Genomic DNA, 15,373 nt, shown 5'->3' with positions numbered 1-15,373 from the left:
GTTCCCTTTGAATCCATCTAAATTTGCGATGGCTGGATTCTTGGCGCAGCTACGCCAAAAGGAAACGACAGAGTTATTGGTAGTTAATTACCGAAACATCTAAGCCAGTGTCAAAGCGCGTTCAAAGGGATTTTGAGGTACGACACGCCGTTGTCGTCTTTGGGCGGAAACTCACCCGCACGGATGTTGATTTGCACCGCAGGCAAGATCAGCACGGGCATGGCCAAGGTGGCGTCACGCGCGGTGCGCATGCGCACAAACTCAGCCTCGTCGATGCCGTCGTGCAAATGGATGTTGTGGGCCCGTTGTTCAGCCACCGTGGTTTCAAAGCGCACGGCACGGCCTTCAGGCGGGTAGTCGTGGCACATGAACAAGCGGGTGTTGTCTGGCAAGCTCAAAATTTTTCGCGTGGAGGCGTAAAGCGTTTTGGCGCAGCCACCGGGAAAGTCACAACGTGCCGAGCCCACATCGGGCATGAACAAGGTATCGCCCACAAACACTGCATCGCCCACTTGGTAGGCCACGCACGCGGGCGTGTGTCCCGGCACATACAAAACTTTGGCGCTTAAGTTGCCAATGGCAAATGCTTCATCCACTTGCAGCAAATGGTCAAACTGTGTGCCGTCTTCTTTGAAATTGGCTTCTAAGTTGAAGACACCTTTGAACACACGTTGCACCGCGGTGATGTGGTCGCCAATGGCTGTTTGTCCGCCCAACTGCGCTTTGAGATAAGGCGCTGCGGTGAGGTGATCTGCATGGGCATGTGTTTCTAGTATCCATTGCACTTGCAGATTTTTCTCACGCACAAATGCAATTGCTTTGTCAGCCGACTCGGTGCTGGTGCGGCCAGACTTTGGGTCGTAGTCGAGCACCGAGTCAATGATGGCGCACGCGCTGCCTTCTTTCTCGTACACCACATAGGTCACGGTCCAAGTGGCGGCATCAAAGATGCCGTGGACGATGGGGTTAAAAGCTGCAGGCATAGAAAGGCTCTGGTTCATAAGGGCACAATAATATAGGTAACTTTAGATATACGAATAAACCATGCACATCGACTGGCTTCATTTCACACCTGGGTCGTCCCTGCTGGGCGGCATTCTGTTGGGTATCGCGGCAGGTGCGCTGTTTTTAAACAGCGGACGCATCTTGGGCATCACCGGTATTTTGGAAGGCGTGCTCAAGCCAAGGTCTGACGACGCGCCATGGCGTTTTGCTTTTCTGCTCGGCCTGCTTGCAGCGCCTTTGGCAGCCAAGCTCATCTTGCCTGCCGACTTCTTGCATGCCCCTCGCATCGATGCCAACTGGGCCATGGTGATCGTGGCGGGCTTGTTGGTCGGTTTTGGCACACGTTGGGGAGCGGGTTGCACCAGCGGCCATGGCATTTGCGGCTTGAGCCGTTTGTCTGTGCGCTCATTGGTGGCAACCTTGTCGTTCATGGGCACAGGCTTTGTGACCGTGTTCGTCATTCGCCATGTGTTGTGAGGAGCCAGCGATGCAACGCGTGATTGAATTTGTGTTGGGCCTCACCTTTGGCCTCGGCTTGTTAATTTCAGGCATGACCGACCCCGGCAAAGTGCAAGGCTTTTTAGACTTGGCGGGCGCGTGGGACCCCTCGCTGGCGTTTGTGATGGGCGGCGGCGTACTGGTGGGTTTGCTTGGGTTTGGCTTGGCCAAGAAAAAGAGCATCAGCCTCTCGGGCGCATCTTTTCAATGGCCTGAAATGACGCAAATCGACCGTCCCTTGGTGTTGGGCAGCTTGATGTTTGGCATTGGCTGGGGCTTGGCAGGCTTTTGCCCAGGTCCGGCGCTGGTGGCTATGGCTGCGGGCAACGACAAAGCCTTGGTGTTTGTGCTGGCCATGATGGCTGGCATGGCATTGTTTGAACGTTTCAAAAAAAGAGACAATTGAAGGCTTTTACCGCCACTGACCACTGGGGATTTTTGTGAATTTGACCGACTTGATTGAAACCTTCGGAGACCACTCGGTCTTGGCCATGGGTGGCGCGCTCATTGGTTTGATGTTTGGTTTTTTTGCCCAACGCTCCAAGTTTTGCGCACGGGCGGCTGTCATTGAATGTTGCGAAGGCGCTTTGGGCTCGCGTTTGGCCGTTTGGTTATTGGGTTTTGCAGTGGCCATTTTGGCGGTGCAAACCATCGTGGTGGTGGGCTTCTTGAAACCGGAAAGCTCTCGCCATTTGGGCGCACCAGGGAGCATCTCAGGCGCAGTGGTGGGTGGCCTGATGTTTGGCATGGGCATGATCATGACGCGCGGCTGTGCCAGCCGTTTGCTGATTCTGTCGGCCAACGGTAATTTGCGCGCCCTGCTCTCGGGCTTGGTGTTTGCTGTGACGGTGCAAGCCTCGATCTCGGGCTTATTGGCACCAGCGCGTCAGTGGATCACGTCGTTGTGGATGGTGGAAGGCGGTCCTGATCGCAACCTGCTGAACCTGACCACATCATGGATGGGCTTGGTTGTCGGTGTTGCGATGGGAGCCACAGCACTTTGGCGCTTGCGCGTCAACGACGACAAGAACGGCCACACATGGAACTGGGCCGGTGCGTTGGTGGGCTTGGCCATTGCTTTGGGCTGGGGCTTCACACAGCTGGTGGCCAGTGTGTCGTTTGAACCTATTGCCGTGCAAAGCCTGAGCTTCAGCTCACCCTCTGCGGAATGGCTGATGCGCAGCTTGTCTACCGCGACTGCGCCGAGCTTTGGCTTCGATGCAGGTTTGTTGCCAGGTGTGTTTATTGGTTCGTTGGTGGCCAGCGTGATGTTTGGTGAATTCAAGTTTGAAGGCTTTCAAACTGAGAACAAACTGGGTCACTATTTGACAGGCGCCGTATTGATGGGCTTTGGCGCTGTCATGGCGGGCGGTTGCACTGTGGGCTCAGGCATGAGCGGGGGTGCTATCTTCTCGAACACCGCGTGGCTCACACTGGTGTCCATCATCTTGGGGGCTGGATTGACTTACAAAGCGCTCAAGTCAATCAACAGCCCCATTTAAAAATCGTTTACTGCGCGGGGCAGCAAGCCTCGCCATCTTTGGCACCGAGCTTGCGCAAGATGATGGCCATGGGGCAGAAATTGGTGAAACCAAACTGAAACAAATTCAGCCCCACAAAGGCTGTGAAGGCCAGGGCCCAACGGCTCACAAACACGGGGCTTTCCTCAATCCCCAAAGCCAGCGACACCATGATGAACAAGCCAGCGATGACTCGGATGTAACGTTCGACTGTCATTTCATTAACTCCAATTTTCAAAAATTTTTAGACCGCAGCAAAGCCGGGGTTAGGTAACACGCCTTCAAGCTTGGGCGTGTTGAGCTTGCGCTTAGACACTTTGCCGCCGCTGGCTTTGAGCCATTGCTCAGCCACTTCCCACACTTGCTTGAGGTTTTGGTTTTTCGCGTCTTCAGACACGGGTGCCCAGCCTGCCACTTTGTATTTCTTGTTGGCATCGATGAGCTTGCCCTTGAGGCGCATCTCACCGATGCGGCTGCCCATTTTTTCATTGGGTTTGCACACGTATTCGAGGCCACCCACGCGCACCATGTCACCACCTTGTTGGTAGTAAGGATCGGGGTTGAACAAGTTGTCGCACACGTCTTCGAGCACGGTCTTGATGGTCTCGCCCGTCATCTCAGTCACAGTGGCGTACGAGTAGGTGGTCGCAGTCATGTCCATCAGCCATTCACGCGTGATGGCTTGGCCTGGCAAGAGTGATGTGCCCCAACGGAAGCCTGGCGAGAACGCCATGTCTGCGCCTTGCACATCCATCAATGCATCGAGCAACAGTTGATCGCCCGTGCCGTTGAAGTTGCCACGGCGGTACAGCGTACCTTCTGTGATGGCCAAGGTCTCGTTCAACTTAGCCTCGTAGGGTGCGCGGATCTTGTTGATGAGCGCATCCATCTCTTTGTCGGCGGGCAACATGTTGGAGAAGATGGGCAACAGCTTGTAGCGGAAGTCCGTGATTTTTTTGTTCTTCACTTCAAAGTCGAGCACGCCCAAGAACTTGCCGTTAGAGCCTGCGTTGGTGACGATGGTCTTGCCGCCTTTGTTGTTCACCAAAGTCGCGACTGGCATGCCGTCGTGGGTGTGACCACCCATGATGGCGTCGATGCCGCTCACGCGGCTGGCCATCTTCAAGTCCACGTCCATGCCGTTATGCGACAGCACAACCACCACCTGCGCACCTTTGGCACGGGCTTCGTCAACCATCTTTTGCATGTTTTCGTCTTGAATGCCAAACGCCCAATCGGCCACCATGTAGCGTGGGTTAGCAATCGGTGTGTATGGGAAAGCTTGACCGATGATGGCGCAAGGCACGCCATTCATTTCGCGGATGACATAAGGCTTGAACACTTGGTCGCCAAAGTCATTGGTCTTGACGTTTTGCGCCACGAAGTCGACCTTGCCAGCAAAGTCTTTGTTCACAATTTCTTGCACGCGTTCCATGCCGTAGGTGAATTCCCAGTGGCCGGTCATCACGTCTACGCCCAGTAATTTACAGGCGTCAACCATGTCTTGCCCGTTGGTCCACAACGAGGTAGCTGAACCTTGCCATGTGTCGCCACCGTCGAGCAACAACGCGCCGGGGCGGCTGGCTTTGAGTCGCTTCACCAAAGTGGCCAAATGCGCGAAACCACCCACTTTGCCGTAGCGCTTGGCGGCCACTTCAAAGTTCAAATAGCTCATGCCATAGGCTTCGGCGCTACCAGGGCGAACGCCAGCAGTTTTGAACAAATGCTCGCCCACCAAATGGGGCAACTGGCCTTTCATACTGCCAATGCCAAGGTTGACACTGGGCTCGCGGAAATAAATGGGCTTGAGCTGCGCGTGGCAGTCGGTCATGTGCAGGAATGAAACCTGACCAAACTTAGGAATGTCATACAGACCCCGAGCGGCCACGCCTGCATCGGCCTGCGCAAAGGCATTCATGTTGAGGCCAGCCATGGAGCCAGCACCCATGACTTGCATGAATTCACGTTTGGTTAAGTTCATATCAGTACCTACTTATTTAACTTGTGTAAAAAAGCCGCAGATGAAAAGCTCATGCTGCGGCCATTTAGAGATTACTTGTTGACAGGCGACGCGGGGTCGAGCAACAACGCCATCACGTGTTTGATTTGCACTTCGGTCAAGATGCCTTTATGCGCAAAGCGTGGCATGTTGGAACACGCGTTGTAAGCACGCGCGTTTTGCAGCTTGCCCCAGGTGTATTCCACGATCGGCTTAGCCGCTGCGCTGTTGGGATCTGTCACACCACGGATCTTGCCGTAGTTGTACAAGCTTGGGCCCAAGGTGCCGTAGGACAACTCAGTCTTGCTGATTTGGTGGCAGTTGTAGCAATTGCCGCCATTGACCGAGTCGGCCTTGTCAGTCCAAGTTTTACCAGCACCGCTTTGTGCCACTTTTTCGCCTTCTTTGAAGTCGCCCAAGTATTTGCCATCGGCAGGTGCCTTGATGGTTTTCATGTTGCGGGCTTCAATCTCGGCAGACACTTTGGCATCCAAAGCTACGCCGGTACGGTCGGCTTCGGCGCACAAGCGGTTGTCTTCGTCGAGGTTCAAACGGTCGAGTTTGGCTTGGCCTTGATCGCGGAATGAGCGACCCAAGACGTCTTGAGTCAATTTATCGAGATCGGCGCTCGAAGGCATGGGCGTGGTGCATGCAGTCAGCAAGGCCACAGCGGCAGCGCCCAAAGCGATTTGATATTTGCGGTTCATTTTTCGTTGTCCTTATCGTTTGATCGCGGGCGCGATGGCTTCGCCACCTTTGCCGTTCACACCCATGTACACGCCCAAGGCGATGGTGGCGTCGCTGCCAAACAAGGGGTAAGGGAAACGTTGTTGACGGTAACAGTCGTTCAAGCGCAACTGAGCGCCCCACATTTGACCGTTGGACACTCGGTAAGCGGGCCAGGCACCGAAACCGTTGCCAGCGCCTGGGTTCTTGGTCAGGTTGGGCAAGTCTTGCAAGCGGATGCGTTTGTCATCTTGGCTGTGGCATGTGGCACACGCAAAGTCATGCGTGCCGCCACGCATGAAGAACAGGCGTTGGCCCACTTCATACATCTTGCGTTCTTCCACATGGCTTTGTGAGAGGTTGAACTTCATGCCTTTGGATTCGCCAGCAATCCAAGTCGCCAATGCGGTGACATTGCTTTGCTCGCCTCGGCCAAAAGGTGTCTTGGCAATTTCTTCACCGTTGAAGCCTTGCAACTCTTGCATGCACGTCACCAAACGTGACTCAAGGTCTTGCACTCGGCCGGTGTCCGAGAAGTAACGGGGCAACTCGACCCACGCACCTTTGACCACGCCTGCGCCTTTACCCAAATCACATTTTTCAAGCGATGCTTTTTTGGGGCCGCGTTTTTGCTTCCACAGGTCTTCACCTTTGGCTTCAAACAACTCAGCAGGGTTGCCGTCTTGCAACATGGCGCGGTATTCCGCGATGCTGTCGGTCGACGACTTTTGGGCGAACGCAGCGGCCGACAAGCCGATGAGCCCTAAAGCGATTACTAGATTCTTCATTCGTGTCTCCACTGCGTTCTTGTTGATTACGAAACGGTTGCTTCGTCAGAGCGTGTGTCGCCCTTGTTGTCTTTCCAAGTGATGCCCACTTTGTCGCCGGCTTTGGCGCCTTTGATGGTGAACTGCAAGAAAGGGTTCTTAGACACAGCGGGGCCCCACTCGGCGGTCATCACAACTTTGCCGTTCAAAGTCGCGGTCACGTCTTGGATGTGCCATGCGGGAATGATTTTTCCGGTGCCGTCTTTGCGTTGACCGGATTCCATTTCGTGGCTCATCAAGACACGGATGGTTGCTTTATCGCCAGCTGCTTGGGCGCGAATGCGCATTGGATCTGCCATGGTGTTTCTCCTGAAATTTCTAAATTAGCCGCCGCAGCCGCCGAGTGTCACTTTGACTTCCTTCTTGGCGAAGAAAGCTTTGCCGTCGTTGGTAATCGCAATGGCGTACACGTCAGACGATTGGCCCATCTTGGCACGTGTAGAGAAGTTGGCTTCCACTTCAGGCGACACGTTGAACATAGCGATCAAAGCAGATGGGTTTTTCTCAACCAACAACAAGACGCGCTTGACGTTGCCCAAGCTGGTGCTCACACCCAATGGCACCACAGCGCCGTTTTCGGCGATGTCTGGACCCGTGATGGTGACGTCTTTGCTTTCCACGGGGGCTGCGCCACCCATGGCTTTGACGGCTTCGGCCACGCTTTTGGCGTCGAAGGCTGCTTTGTCAAACGCTTGCGCGTAGTGTGGGAACAGGCCTGTAGAGGCCAAGAGGCCTGCCACAGCGGCGCTGTGCTTGAGGGTCTCGCGACGAGTTTGCATGTAGTGCTCCTAAAAATACTTAGATGTTATTTTGCCGCACCGGCAGCGAGCCAGTTGGCAATCAGTTTGATGTCTGCCTCGGGGGCAGATTGTGCAGGCATGGGGATAGGCCCCCACACGCCTGCGCCGCCTGCCTTGATTTTGCCTGTCAAGTACTCAGCCTTGCCTGGATACTTTTTGGCTATGTCGGAAAAGCTGGGACCCACCACTTTGGTGTTCTGTGCGTGACAGGCCGTGCAGTTGTGTTTACCTAACAAAGCCAACGCGGGATCAGCCACTTTGACTGCGGGTTTAGGCGCAGCAGGGGCCGCGGCTGAGGAACCCGTAGCGGCTGATTTATTTTCAGGCACTGCTGTGTTCGCACCATGTTGTTGTCCCACCAAACGATTTTGGTCAGCCAAGTTGCCGTGTGCGTTACGTGCGTAATCGGGCAGCATCGACGCCACTTTGGCTTCGGGAATGCAGTCTTTCATGCACGCCACGTTAGCGGTGTCGGGTTTGGTAGTGCCGTTGAACTCTTTGCCTGACCACATCGCATGCTGGGTGGTCATGCCGTTTCGGTTAGGCATACGCTTTTGCACTTCAGCGATGTTTTTGTCTGACAACACAAAGTTTTCAGGCACCACATCGGCCAAGCTCAACAGGTAAGCGGTGACCGCATACACCTCGTCAGGCTTGAGTGACTTAGGCGCTGTCCAAGGCATGGCACGGTTGATGTAGTCCCACAGTGTGGATACCGTGGCCACTTTCATCAGCGTGGTGCGGCCTGGGAAATCGGAGCGCTTCAAGTTGGCCACATTGCCGGTTTTGATGTCGTCTTTGGTTGTGCCGCCAATCAAAGGGCTGAACACTTCGTTGGACTCACCAAACACACCGTGACAGTGGGCGCACTTGGCTTCCCACAAGTCTTGGCCTTGAGCGACCGAACCTGAGCCCGCTGGCAAACCTTTGAAGTCAGGGCGCACATCGATGTCCCATGCCGCGACTTCTTTGGTTGTCGCTGGACGACCCACGCCTGGGTAGGCTGTGCTTTGTGCGCTGGCAAAACCAGCAGCAGCCAGCAAAGCTGTGGTCAAGATGACTTTACGAAACTTGGACATTCTTGACCTCGCCGTTTTCTTGCACCAACCAAGATTGGATGGCGTTGTTGTGATAAATCGAACGTGTGCCACGCGCAGCACGGAGGTGCTTGTATGTGGGTTGCACGAAACCCGTGTCGTCCGTAGCACGGCTTTGGATGATGGCGGGTTTGCCGTCCCACACCCAATCGATGTTGAAGCGTGTCAGCGCTTTGCTGAGCACTGGCGTTTCCAAACGGGCTTGACGCCAGTTGCGACCACCGTCCACAGACACGTCGACTTTTTGAATCTTGCCGCGGCCCGACCAAGCCAAGCCAGTGATGTTGTAGAAGCCTTTGTCCAGCAACACTTGGCCGCCAGAAGGCGTGGTCACCACGCTCTTGCATTCTTGGATGTTGGTGTACTGACGGTGCTGACCATCGGGCATCAAGTCCATGTAATGCACAGCTTCGTCTTTGGCAGCGTAAGGCTTGTCACCCACTTCAATGCGGCGCAGGTACTTGACCCAGCTCACACCTTGGATACCAGGCACGATCAAGCGCAATGGGTAGCCGTTTTCTGGACGCAGCATTTCGCCGTTTTGTCCATAAGCCACCAGCACTTCACCTGACAAGATCAGGCTCATGGGGATGGTGCGGGTCATGGATGAACCGTCGCCACCTTCGGCCAACACGAACTTGCCGTTCTTCAGATCTGCGCCAGCAATTTGGAGCAATGTGATGAGCGGCACACCTGTGAACTCGCTGCACGACACCATGCCGTGCGTGTATTGCACCGTGGGCACCGCCACGTTGCCCCACTCGACCGCGGTGTTCGCACCGCACTCGATGAAGTGGAAACGCGACACAGAAGGTAAACGCATGATTTCGTCCATGGTGAACACTTTGGGTGTTTTCACCATGCCGTTGATCATGAAGCGGTGCTTGGATGGGTCGATGTCCCACCAACCTTGGTGGTGACGCTCAAAGTGCAAACCGCTTGGCGTGACGATGCCGAACAACGACTGCAACGGTGCAAATGACACCGAAGCTTGCGTGGTTTGTGTCAAGCCTGGGCTTTGACGACGTTGCACGTTGGACTCGAACTTTGAAGGTACGCCGTAGCCGTTGTTGGCGGCCACGCCTTGGCCCAAGCCTGTGGCGTGCTCGGGCAGGTTCAAGATGTTTAGGTCACCGCCCTCTGTTGGCACAGGGTTGCCCTGAGCCAACGCCATCGGTGCCGCTGCACCTGCAGCCGCAGCAGCAAATGCGCTGCGAATGAAGTTGCGCCGGCCCGTCTTGCTCTCGGCAATGACGGTACGAATGCCGTCACGGTCTAAAAAATTTTCGGGCGCTTTTTGAATGCGACCCGATTGAGTGCCATCTGGTGTTTTCACAGACAGTCCTTCCACATCAGTTGTATATCAATACCCGCTAATATAAATCATCTCTGATAGGGCATCCATCGGGTTTACGCCATAAACCGAATTAGCTCAACGAAATTTGTAATGCTGTTTGTTCAGGACGGCTGCCACCGCATTGGTATCTTCAGGGAAAAATCCCAAGTTGAGCTCGGTGTTGCAGTACTCGACCATGCCACGCAAGGCACCCGCCGTGTTGATGCGGCCTTTGGGGTTATAGATGGCACTGCCATTGCCGCCCACGCGTCGAATGTGGCATTCGTTGCATTGGTTTTCGGCAATCAGCTTTTCGCCCGCTTTGAGGTCTGCATCTTTGAAGATTGGGTGCTGCTGTGCGTTGGCCGTACCTGCAGCTGTCAAAAAAATCAAGAACAAAAACTTTCTCATGACATCTCTCCTCGTTACTTTTCTTGCAAAAGCTCAGGTTGCAACACTTGGTAATGTCGGCCCAGTTTGTCGAGCGGCGTCATCACGCCGGCACGCACCAAGGCGGTCACTTCGCGGCTGACGGTTTCAAGCTTGAGATCCATCATGGCACCCATGTCGTCTCGACCAAACAAGGTGGCTGAGCCATCTTCTGACACTTCATGCATTTTGCGAATGAAGTGCAACACGCGTTGGCGCGCGCTGCCAAAATTAAGCTCGGCCAACCAATCATCCGCCAACTTCAGAGCACTTTGCCATTTCTCCATCAATTTGCGATGCAAGCGCGGACTGTTAGCGCCCAATTGATGCACCACCTCCAATGGGATACGACACAGCGACACCTCGCTCAATGCAACAGCTTGGCTGTCATAACGACCCGTCGCCAAAGCTTCAAGGCCCACCACATCACCCGGAAACAACACACGCACCACGCGCTCTCGGCCATCTGCCGTGACGCGTACCAGCTTGATCAGCCCCTTGCGCAACGTGAACACACCAAGCGCTTGGTCTGATGCTTCATATAAAGCTTGACCCGGTTGATACACCAAGTCGTCAATGGGCGCGTGGATGAGGTTGAAGTCTTGTTCGTTCAAATCAGCGAACAACACCATATCGCGGATACCGCAATTACGGCAATCCGAGGTGCCCCGCCAAGCTGATTCGGTTTGAATGGGGATCATCTACCAGTCACCACACGACGAGCCACAGCCAACTGCTCATCCAAGTAAGCGCCGTAGAAATCGGGCAGGTATGCGCCCTTCAAACGCGTCGCCACCTCACGCCCTTGAGCACCAAAGAACAACACCGTAGGCGCCAGCTTGATGCCTTGCTTGCGCACCCACGCATCCTGCGTGAGTGGCGTGCCGTCGAAATCAATCAAAGCGCGGTTGTCACGCATGTCCACTTGCACGACCTGCAAACCTGATGCGAGCAAAGGGTGCAAATAGTTTTCACGCACCACTTTGCAAAACGGACAGCCGTGCAAACTGACCATCACCACCAAAGGCTGTTTGGCCTGCAGCGCTTGTGGCAACGAAGCCTGCAATGAATCAGTCGTGGGCAAAGCAACTGGTGCCGCCATCGCATCCCACGTGGTCATGCCCGCCATACACAAGGCCAGACCTTGCAAGACCTGGCGACGAGGAAAATGTGTGGCGCGCATCACTTGGCTTCTTGTTCCATCAACAAATACGTGTTGTAAGCGTTCATGCGGTTGGCCGATTTGAAAAGAGGCATTTTCTCGAACTTCGACCAATCCGTGTTCGCGTAGGCACTTTCGAAGGGTTCCATGTCCTTGGCAGCGCGCCCCATGACCTCACGCAAGTACAACAAGTAGTCGCGCGTGAGGGTCATATCGCCCTTGGGATCGTTAGAGATCGGGCCATGGCCTGGCACCACCCAACGCGCGTCAAACTTGAGCAAACTCTGCATGGCCTCTATCCAGTGGCGGCTGTCGGCTTGGCCCACAAATGGAATGCGGTTACGAAACACCAAGTCGCCAGCAAACAAAACTTTTTGCTGCGGCAAATACACCACCAAGTCTTCGGCGGTGTGTGAAGGGCCAACGGGCTGGATGTCAAAGCGCACACCACCCACGGTCAAAACTTGAGGGCCGCTCAGCCACTCATCCGCAGGCACCAAGCGTGTCTTCTCATCCACCCAAGGCCAGAGCTCTTGACGCGAACTCTCCAAACGCAAACGCGCTGTGTCTGATGTGAGGTACTCACGCGCGGCACCGTGCGCCACGATGCGAGCCCCCAAATCTTTGAACACTTGTAAACCATAAATATGGTCAGCGTGGTAGTGGGTCAACACCACGGTGTGAATCGGCTTGCGTGTGACTTTGGCAATTTCAGCCACCAAGCGACGTGCCAACTCAGGCGAACCCAAGGCATCGATCACCACCACGCCTGCGGGCGTGACCACGAAGCCCGCATTGGAGATGAAGTTTTGATTCGCCGACGACCCCATCTCTGACACGCCTTGGACGTAATAGACGTTGGGCACGACTTGCTTGGCTTGCATCAAAGGTTTGGCCACCGCAACAGCAGGCGCAGATGTTTGCGCTTGCACCGACATGGCAAGACTTAAGCAGCCACAAAACCAACTCACGCAAAGTTGGCGCACAAAAGCCAGTTTCACAATCACTTCTCCTCAAACAGCAAGCCAGTCTAGGGTTTGACATACGTCAAGCATCGCCTCAACCAGAGCACTTAGCATAGTCCAAATATAAGCGTAGACTAAATCATATGAATCTCACTGCACTGAATGAAACTTATGGTGAATCCGTTGTCTTAGCCGTTGGCGGCTGGGTCATTGGCCTGTTGTTTGGTTTTTTTGCCCAGCGCTCTAAGTTTTGCCTGCGTGCGGCGGTTGTGGAGTTTTGGCACCATCAATTTGGCGAAAAACTCTCGGTTTGGTTGCTCACTTTTTCTGCCGCAGTCATTGCCATTCAAAGCCTGATTGTTTTAGGCAACCTGGATGTCAGCACAGCACGTCAGCTGGCCACACGGGGCAGCTTGTCCGGCGCACTGGTTGGCGGCTTGTTGTTTGGTGCAGGCATGATCATGACGCGTGGGTGTGCCAGCCGTTTGCTCATCTTGTCAGCCAACGGCAACTTGCGTGCTTTGCTATCGGGCTTGGTATTTGCCGTCACGGCGCAGTCAGCGCTGTCAGGCGCACTTTCGCCCTTGCGTCAAGAGATCACCAACCTTTGGACGGTGGAGGGCGGCAGCAGTCGTGACCTGCTAGCCATGCTCGGTCTGAGCCACACCGCAGGCTTGGTCATCGGGTGCGTTTGGTTGTTGGCGGCGCTGTACTTCACCACACGCACCACGCAGCGGGCATGGATGTGGATAGGCGGCATTGGCACCGGCTTGAGCGTGGCCATGGCTTGGTGGTTTTCGTACAGCGTGTCTAAAGCCTCGTTTGAAGTGGTACACATTCAAGGCATCACCTTCAGCGGCCCATCTGCCGAGTGGCTCATGCGCGTGCTGGCCCCCAATCCCCCGGCAATTGGCTTTGACTTTGGTTTGTTACCGGGTGTTTTCTTGGGCTCATTCTTTGCGGCGTGGTTGGGCAAAGAGCTCAAACTCGAAGGATTCAAAGACGGCTATGCCATGCGCCGCTACATCGTGGGTGCCATCTTCATGGGTTTTGGTGCCATGCTGGCTGGCGGTTGCGCGGTCGGTGCTGGCGTGACGGGTGGCGCCATTTTTGCGCTGACCGCTTGGCTAGCCTTGATGGGCATGTGGATGGGCGCAGGCTTGGTTGACCGATGGATGGATCCGCCGCCAGCGAGCGCACCCACGTTGGTGCAACCTTGAGTGGTGACTGATTGATTCGAATTCTTACGTTATAGTTTTCAGCGTACTGGCCAAACGCCATCACTGGGTTAACCCCGTGATGGCGTTTTGCCATTCTGGATATATTACCGATCACTGATTAATTTAATTCGCTCAACGAGGTTTCGATGAAAACAACATCTCCCCACTTGCTGCGTCTGCTGGCTGCCACAGCCTTGATGCTGGCTACAAGCGTCGCATCACACGCCCAAGACAAAGCCACGCAGCTGCACAACCGCGCCACCGCTGCCATGTGTGCCAACTGCCATGGCACCGAAGGCCGCACCATCGAAGGCTCAGCCATTCCCTCGTTGGCTGGCATGCCCAAAGACTACATGGTGTTGCAAATGAAAGCCTTCAAAGAAGGTACACGTCCTGCCACAGTGATGCACCAAATCACCAAAGGCCTGACCGATGCCCAAATCGACACCATCGCCAATTACTACGCTGCTACCAAGCGCTGATCAAGGATTCATCATGAAACGTCGCAGTTTTGTTCAAGCCTCTATGGCTCTTGGTTCTTTTGGCGCACTGGGCAGCATGGTCGGTTGCGCATCGGTGGGCCGCGTGCCCGAAAAAGCACGCGTGGTTGTGGTGGGCGGCGGCTACGGTGGCGCAACAGCTGCCAAATACGTACGCATGCTGTCGAACTACCAAATCGATGTCACCATGATTGAACCCAGTGGTGCGTTTGTGTCCTGCCCCATCTCCAACTTGGTGATTGGTGGCAGCAAGACCATGGCTGACATCACCACGCCCTACGACAAGCTCTCTGGCAAACACGGTGTCAACATCGTGCGTGACTATGTGGCCAGTGTGGATCCCCTCAAAAAGACAGTCACCTTGGCCAGTGGCCCCAGCATTCGTTACGACAAACTCGTCATGTCTCCTGGCATTGACTTGATGTTCAACACCATCGAAGGGCTGAAAGAAGCGCAAGCCTCAGGCCAAATTTTGCAAGCTTGGAAAGGTGGCCCAGAAACCTTGGCCCTGCGCAAGCAACTGGAGTCAATGGACGACGGCGGCGTGTATGCCATCACCATTCCTGAAGCGCCCTACCGCTGCCCACCCGGCCCGTACGAACGAGCCAGCCAAGTGGCCCATTACTTCAAACAACACAAACCAAAATCCAAAGTGCTGATCTTGGATGCCAACCAAGACGTCACATCCAAAGGTCCGCTGTTCAAGAAGTTCTGGGCTGACAACTACAAGGGCATCTTGGAATACATGCCACAGCACAAAGTCGTGGCGGTGGATGCCAAGACCAACACCTTGAAGTTTGATGTGCAAAACGATGTCAAAGCCAATGTGCTCAACGTGTTGCCTGCCATGCGCGCCGGTGGTATTGCCGTGCAATCAAGCCTGGCCAACGTCAACGCACGCTGGTGCGGTGTGCACTACCAAACCTTTGAGTCCACGCAAGCCAAAGACATTCACGTCATCGGCGACTCCATCATGCTGGCCCCGCTCATGCCCAAGTCGGGTCACATGGCCAACTCGCATGGCAAGGTCACAGCCGCGGCCATCGTGGCGCAGTTGTCCGATATGCCTGTCAACCCAGCACCATTCCTCAGCAACACTTGCTACAGCTTTGTGAACGACAAGTTGGTGGTGCACGTGGCATCGGTTCACCAATACGACGCCAAAGACAAGACCTACAAAACCGTGCCAGGTTCGGGCGGTGTGTCCTCAGCACCTAACGAGCTGGAAGGTATTTACGCGTGGAACTGGGCGCAAAACATTTGGGCCGACAGCTTGATGTGAGAAATTT

At 54.9% G+C, this 15,373-nt stretch carries 19 protein-coding genes; 6 read left to right on the top strand and 13 right to left on the bottom strand.

Annotated features, from left to right (window positions below; all coding sequences use genetic code 11):
* Window positions 1–110: 110 nt before the first annotated feature.
* Complete coding sequence (locus C5F52_RS26700) at window positions 111–983, bottom strand: MBL fold metallo-hydrolase (protein WP_104801409.1); 873 nt, start codon at window positions 981–983, stop codon at window positions 111–113.
* A gap of 61 nt (window positions 984–1,044) precedes the next feature.
* Between C5F52_RS26700 and C5F52_RS26695 the strand changes: the two genes are divergently transcribed.
* The 3 genes from C5F52_RS26695 to C5F52_RS26685 are packed head-to-tail and all read left to right on the top strand — an operon-like array spanning window position 1,045 to window position 3,005.
* Window positions 1,045–1,482: a YeeE/YedE family protein gene (locus C5F52_RS26695; protein WP_104801408.1), complete on the top strand. Its 438-nt coding sequence runs from the start codon at window positions 1,045–1,047 to the stop codon at window positions 1,480–1,482.
* A 10-nt stretch (window positions 1,483–1,492) separates the two neighbouring features.
* The gene (locus C5F52_RS26690; protein WP_104801407.1) at window positions 1,493–1,909 is read left to right on the top strand and encodes a YeeE/YedE family protein; all 417 of its coding nucleotides are present in this window, start codon (window positions 1,493–1,495) and stop codon (window positions 1,907–1,909) included.
* 34 nt (window positions 1,910–1,943) lie between these two features.
* Window positions 1,944–3,005, top strand: coding sequence for a YeeE/YedE family protein (locus C5F52_RS26685; protein WP_236658022.1), 1,062 nt, complete (start codon window positions 1,944–1,946; stop codon window positions 3,003–3,005).
* A gap of 7 nt (window positions 3,006–3,012) precedes the next feature.
* On the opposite strand, the gene C5F52_RS26680 is transcribed toward C5F52_RS26685, so the two are convergent.
* From C5F52_RS26680 to C5F52_RS26625, 12 genes are all read right to left on the bottom strand, one after another.
* On the bottom strand, window positions 3,013–3,240 hold the full coding sequence (locus C5F52_RS26680) for a DUF2892 domain-containing protein (RefSeq protein ID WP_104801406.1): 228 nt from the start codon (window positions 3,238–3,240) through the stop codon (window positions 3,013–3,015).
* A 27-nt stretch (window positions 3,241–3,267) separates the two neighbouring features.
* Entirely contained in the window at window positions 3,268–5,004 is a 1,737-nt protein-coding gene (gene soxB, locus C5F52_RS26675) for a thiosulfohydrolase SoxB (RefSeq protein WP_104801405.1), read from the bottom strand.
* A gap of 71 nt (window positions 5,005–5,075) precedes the next feature.
* Window positions 5,076–5,729, bottom strand: coding sequence for a sulfur oxidation c-type cytochrome SoxX (gene soxX / locus C5F52_RS26670; RefSeq protein WP_104801404.1), 654 nt, complete (start codon window positions 5,727–5,729; stop codon window positions 5,076–5,078).
* Between the two features lie 12 nt (window positions 5,730–5,741).
* On the bottom strand, window positions 5,742–6,536 hold the full coding sequence (soxA, locus tag C5F52_RS26665) for a sulfur oxidation c-type cytochrome SoxA (RefSeq protein WP_104801403.1): 795 nt from the start codon (window positions 6,534–6,536) through the stop codon (window positions 5,742–5,744).
* Between the two features lie 26 nt (window positions 6,537–6,562).
* Window positions 6,563–6,874 (bottom strand): thiosulfate oxidation carrier complex protein SoxZ, encoded by a 312-nt coding sequence (gene soxZ / locus C5F52_RS26660; RefSeq protein WP_199220168.1) that lies wholly within the window; start codon window positions 6,872–6,874, stop codon window positions 6,563–6,565.
* Between the two features lie 24 nt (window positions 6,875–6,898).
* Window positions 6,899–7,354, bottom strand: a complete 456-nt coding sequence (gene soxY / locus C5F52_RS26655; protein ID WP_104801402.1) for a thiosulfate oxidation carrier protein SoxY — start codon at window positions 7,352–7,354, stop codon at window positions 6,899–6,901.
* 26 nt (window positions 7,355–7,380) lie between these two features.
* The gene (locus tag C5F52_RS26650; RefSeq protein ID WP_104801401.1) at window positions 7,381–8,454 is read right to left on the bottom strand and encodes a c-type cytochrome; all 1,074 of its coding nucleotides are present in this window, start codon (window positions 8,452–8,454) and stop codon (window positions 7,381–7,383) included.
* Window positions 8,438–9,808 carry a sulfite dehydrogenase gene (gene soxC, locus C5F52_RS26645; RefSeq protein WP_236658021.1) on the bottom strand — a complete coding sequence of 457 codons (1,371 nt, stop codon included), beginning with the start codon at window positions 9,806–9,808 and terminating at the stop codon, window positions 8,438–8,440. Before soxC ends, C5F52_RS26650 begins: the two co-directional genes overlap by 17 nt.
* Before the next feature lie 96 nt (window positions 9,809–9,904).
* Window positions 9,905–10,219 (bottom strand): hypothetical protein, encoded by a 315-nt coding sequence (locus tag C5F52_RS26640; protein ID WP_201747097.1) that lies wholly within the window; start codon window positions 10,217–10,219, stop codon window positions 9,905–9,907.
* 14 nt (window positions 10,220–10,233) lie between these two features.
* Window positions 10,234–10,938: a Crp/Fnr family transcriptional regulator gene (locus C5F52_RS26635; protein ID WP_104801400.1), complete on the bottom strand. Its 705-nt coding sequence runs from the start codon at window positions 10,936–10,938 to the stop codon at window positions 10,234–10,236.
* Window positions 10,935–11,420: a thioredoxin fold domain-containing protein gene (locus tag C5F52_RS26630; protein WP_236658020.1), complete on the bottom strand. Its 486-nt coding sequence runs from the start codon at window positions 11,418–11,420 to the stop codon at window positions 10,935–10,937. Before C5F52_RS26630 ends, C5F52_RS26635 begins: the two co-directional genes overlap by 4 nt.
* Window positions 11,420–12,337 (bottom strand): MBL fold metallo-hydrolase, encoded by a 918-nt coding sequence (locus C5F52_RS26625; protein WP_236658023.1) that lies wholly within the window; start codon window positions 12,335–12,337, stop codon window positions 11,420–11,422. The genes C5F52_RS26630 and C5F52_RS26625 overlap by 1 nt, the downstream gene beginning before the upstream one ends.
* A gap of 170 nt (window positions 12,338–12,507) precedes the next feature.
* On the opposite strand from C5F52_RS26625, the gene C5F52_RS26620 reads away from it, so the two are divergent.
* The 3 genes from C5F52_RS26620 to C5F52_RS26610 all read left to right on the top strand — a co-directional run bounded on the left by C5F52_RS26620 (window position 12,508) and on the right by C5F52_RS26610 (window position 15,366).
* Complete coding sequence (locus C5F52_RS26620; RefSeq protein WP_104801398.1) at window positions 12,508–13,584, top strand: YeeE/YedE family protein; 1,077 nt, start codon at window positions 12,508–12,510, stop codon at window positions 13,582–13,584.
* A 146-nt stretch (window positions 13,585–13,730) separates the two neighbouring features.
* The gene (locus tag C5F52_RS26615) at window positions 13,731–14,066 is read left to right on the top strand and encodes a c-type cytochrome (RefSeq protein ID WP_236658019.1); all 336 of its coding nucleotides are present in this window, start codon (window positions 13,731–13,733) and stop codon (window positions 14,064–14,066) included.
* 13 nt (window positions 14,067–14,079) lie between these two features.
* A complete protein-coding gene (locus tag C5F52_RS26610) occupies window positions 14,080–15,366 on the top strand; it encodes an NAD(P)/FAD-dependent oxidoreductase (protein WP_104801397.1) in 1,287 nt (428 codons plus the stop codon).
* The last annotated feature ends 7 nt before the right edge of the window (window positions 15,367–15,373 follow it).

This window comes from Limnohabitans sp. TS-CS-82, from assembly GCF_002943475.1.
The sequence above is the reverse complement of the archived record's forward strand: the minus strand, read 5'-3'. Positions and strand labels throughout refer to the sequence as shown.

Bases quoted from the DNA above. Each gene is read 5' to 3' on its own strand.
- C5F52_RS26700 (WP_104801409.1), bottom strand. From the start codon at position 983: ATGCCTGCAGCTTTTAACCCCATCGTCCACGGCATCTTTGATGCCGCC.
- C5F52_RS26695 (WP_104801408.1), top strand. From the start codon at position 1,045: ATGCACATCGACTGGCTTCATTTCACACCTGGGTCGTCCCTGCTGGGC.
- C5F52_RS26690 (WP_104801407.1), top strand. From the start codon at position 1,493: ATGCAACGCGTGATTGAATTTGTGTTGGGCCTCACCTTTGGCCTCGGC.
- C5F52_RS26680 (WP_104801406.1), bottom strand. From the start codon at position 3,240: ATGACAGTCGAACGTTACATCCGAGTCATCGCTGGCTTGTTCATCATG.
- soxB (WP_104801405.1), bottom strand. From the start codon at position 5,004: ATGAACTTAACCAAACGTGAATTCATGCAAGTCATGGGTGCTGGCTCC.
- soxX (WP_104801404.1), bottom strand. From the start codon at position 5,729: ATGAACCGCAAATATCAAATCGCTTTGGGCGCTGCCGCTGTGGCCTTG.
- soxA (WP_104801403.1), bottom strand. From the start codon at position 6,536: ATGAAGAATCTAGTAATCGCTTTAGGGCTCATCGGCTTGTCGGCCGCT.
- soxZ (WP_199220168.1), bottom strand. From the start codon at position 6,874: ATGGCAGATCCAATGCGCATTCGCGCCCAAGCAGCTGGCGATAAAGCA.
- soxY (WP_104801402.1), bottom strand. From the start codon at position 7,354: ATGCAAACTCGTCGCGAGACCCTCAAGCACAGCGCCGCTGTGGCAGGC.
- C5F52_RS26650 (WP_104801401.1), bottom strand. From the start codon at position 8,454: ATGTCCAAGTTTCGTAAAGTCATCTTGACCACAGCTTTGCTGGCTGCT.
- C5F52_RS26640 (WP_201747097.1), bottom strand. From the start codon at position 10,219: ATGAGAAAGTTTTTGTTCTTGATTTTTTTGACAGCTGCAGGTACGGCC.
- C5F52_RS26635 (WP_104801400.1), bottom strand. From the start codon at position 10,938: ATGATCCCCATTCAAACCGAATCAGCTTGGCGGGGCACCTCGGATTGC.
- C5F52_RS26630 (WP_236658020.1), bottom strand. From the start codon at position 11,420: ATGCGCGCCACACATTTTCCTCGTCGCCAGGTCTTGCAAGGTCTGGCC.
- C5F52_RS26625 (WP_236658023.1), bottom strand. From the start codon at position 12,337: ATGTCGGTGCAAGCGCAAACATCTGCGCCTGCTGTTGCGGTGGCCAAA.
- C5F52_RS26620 (WP_104801398.1), top strand. From the start codon at position 12,508: ATGAATCTCACTGCACTGAATGAAACTTATGGTGAATCCGTTGTCTTA.
- C5F52_RS26615 (WP_236658019.1), top strand. From the start codon at position 13,731: ATGAAAACAACATCTCCCCACTTGCTGCGTCTGCTGGCTGCCACAGCC.
- C5F52_RS26610 (WP_104801397.1), top strand. From the start codon at position 14,080: ATGAAACGTCGCAGTTTTGTTCAAGCCTCTATGGCTCTTGGTTCTTTT.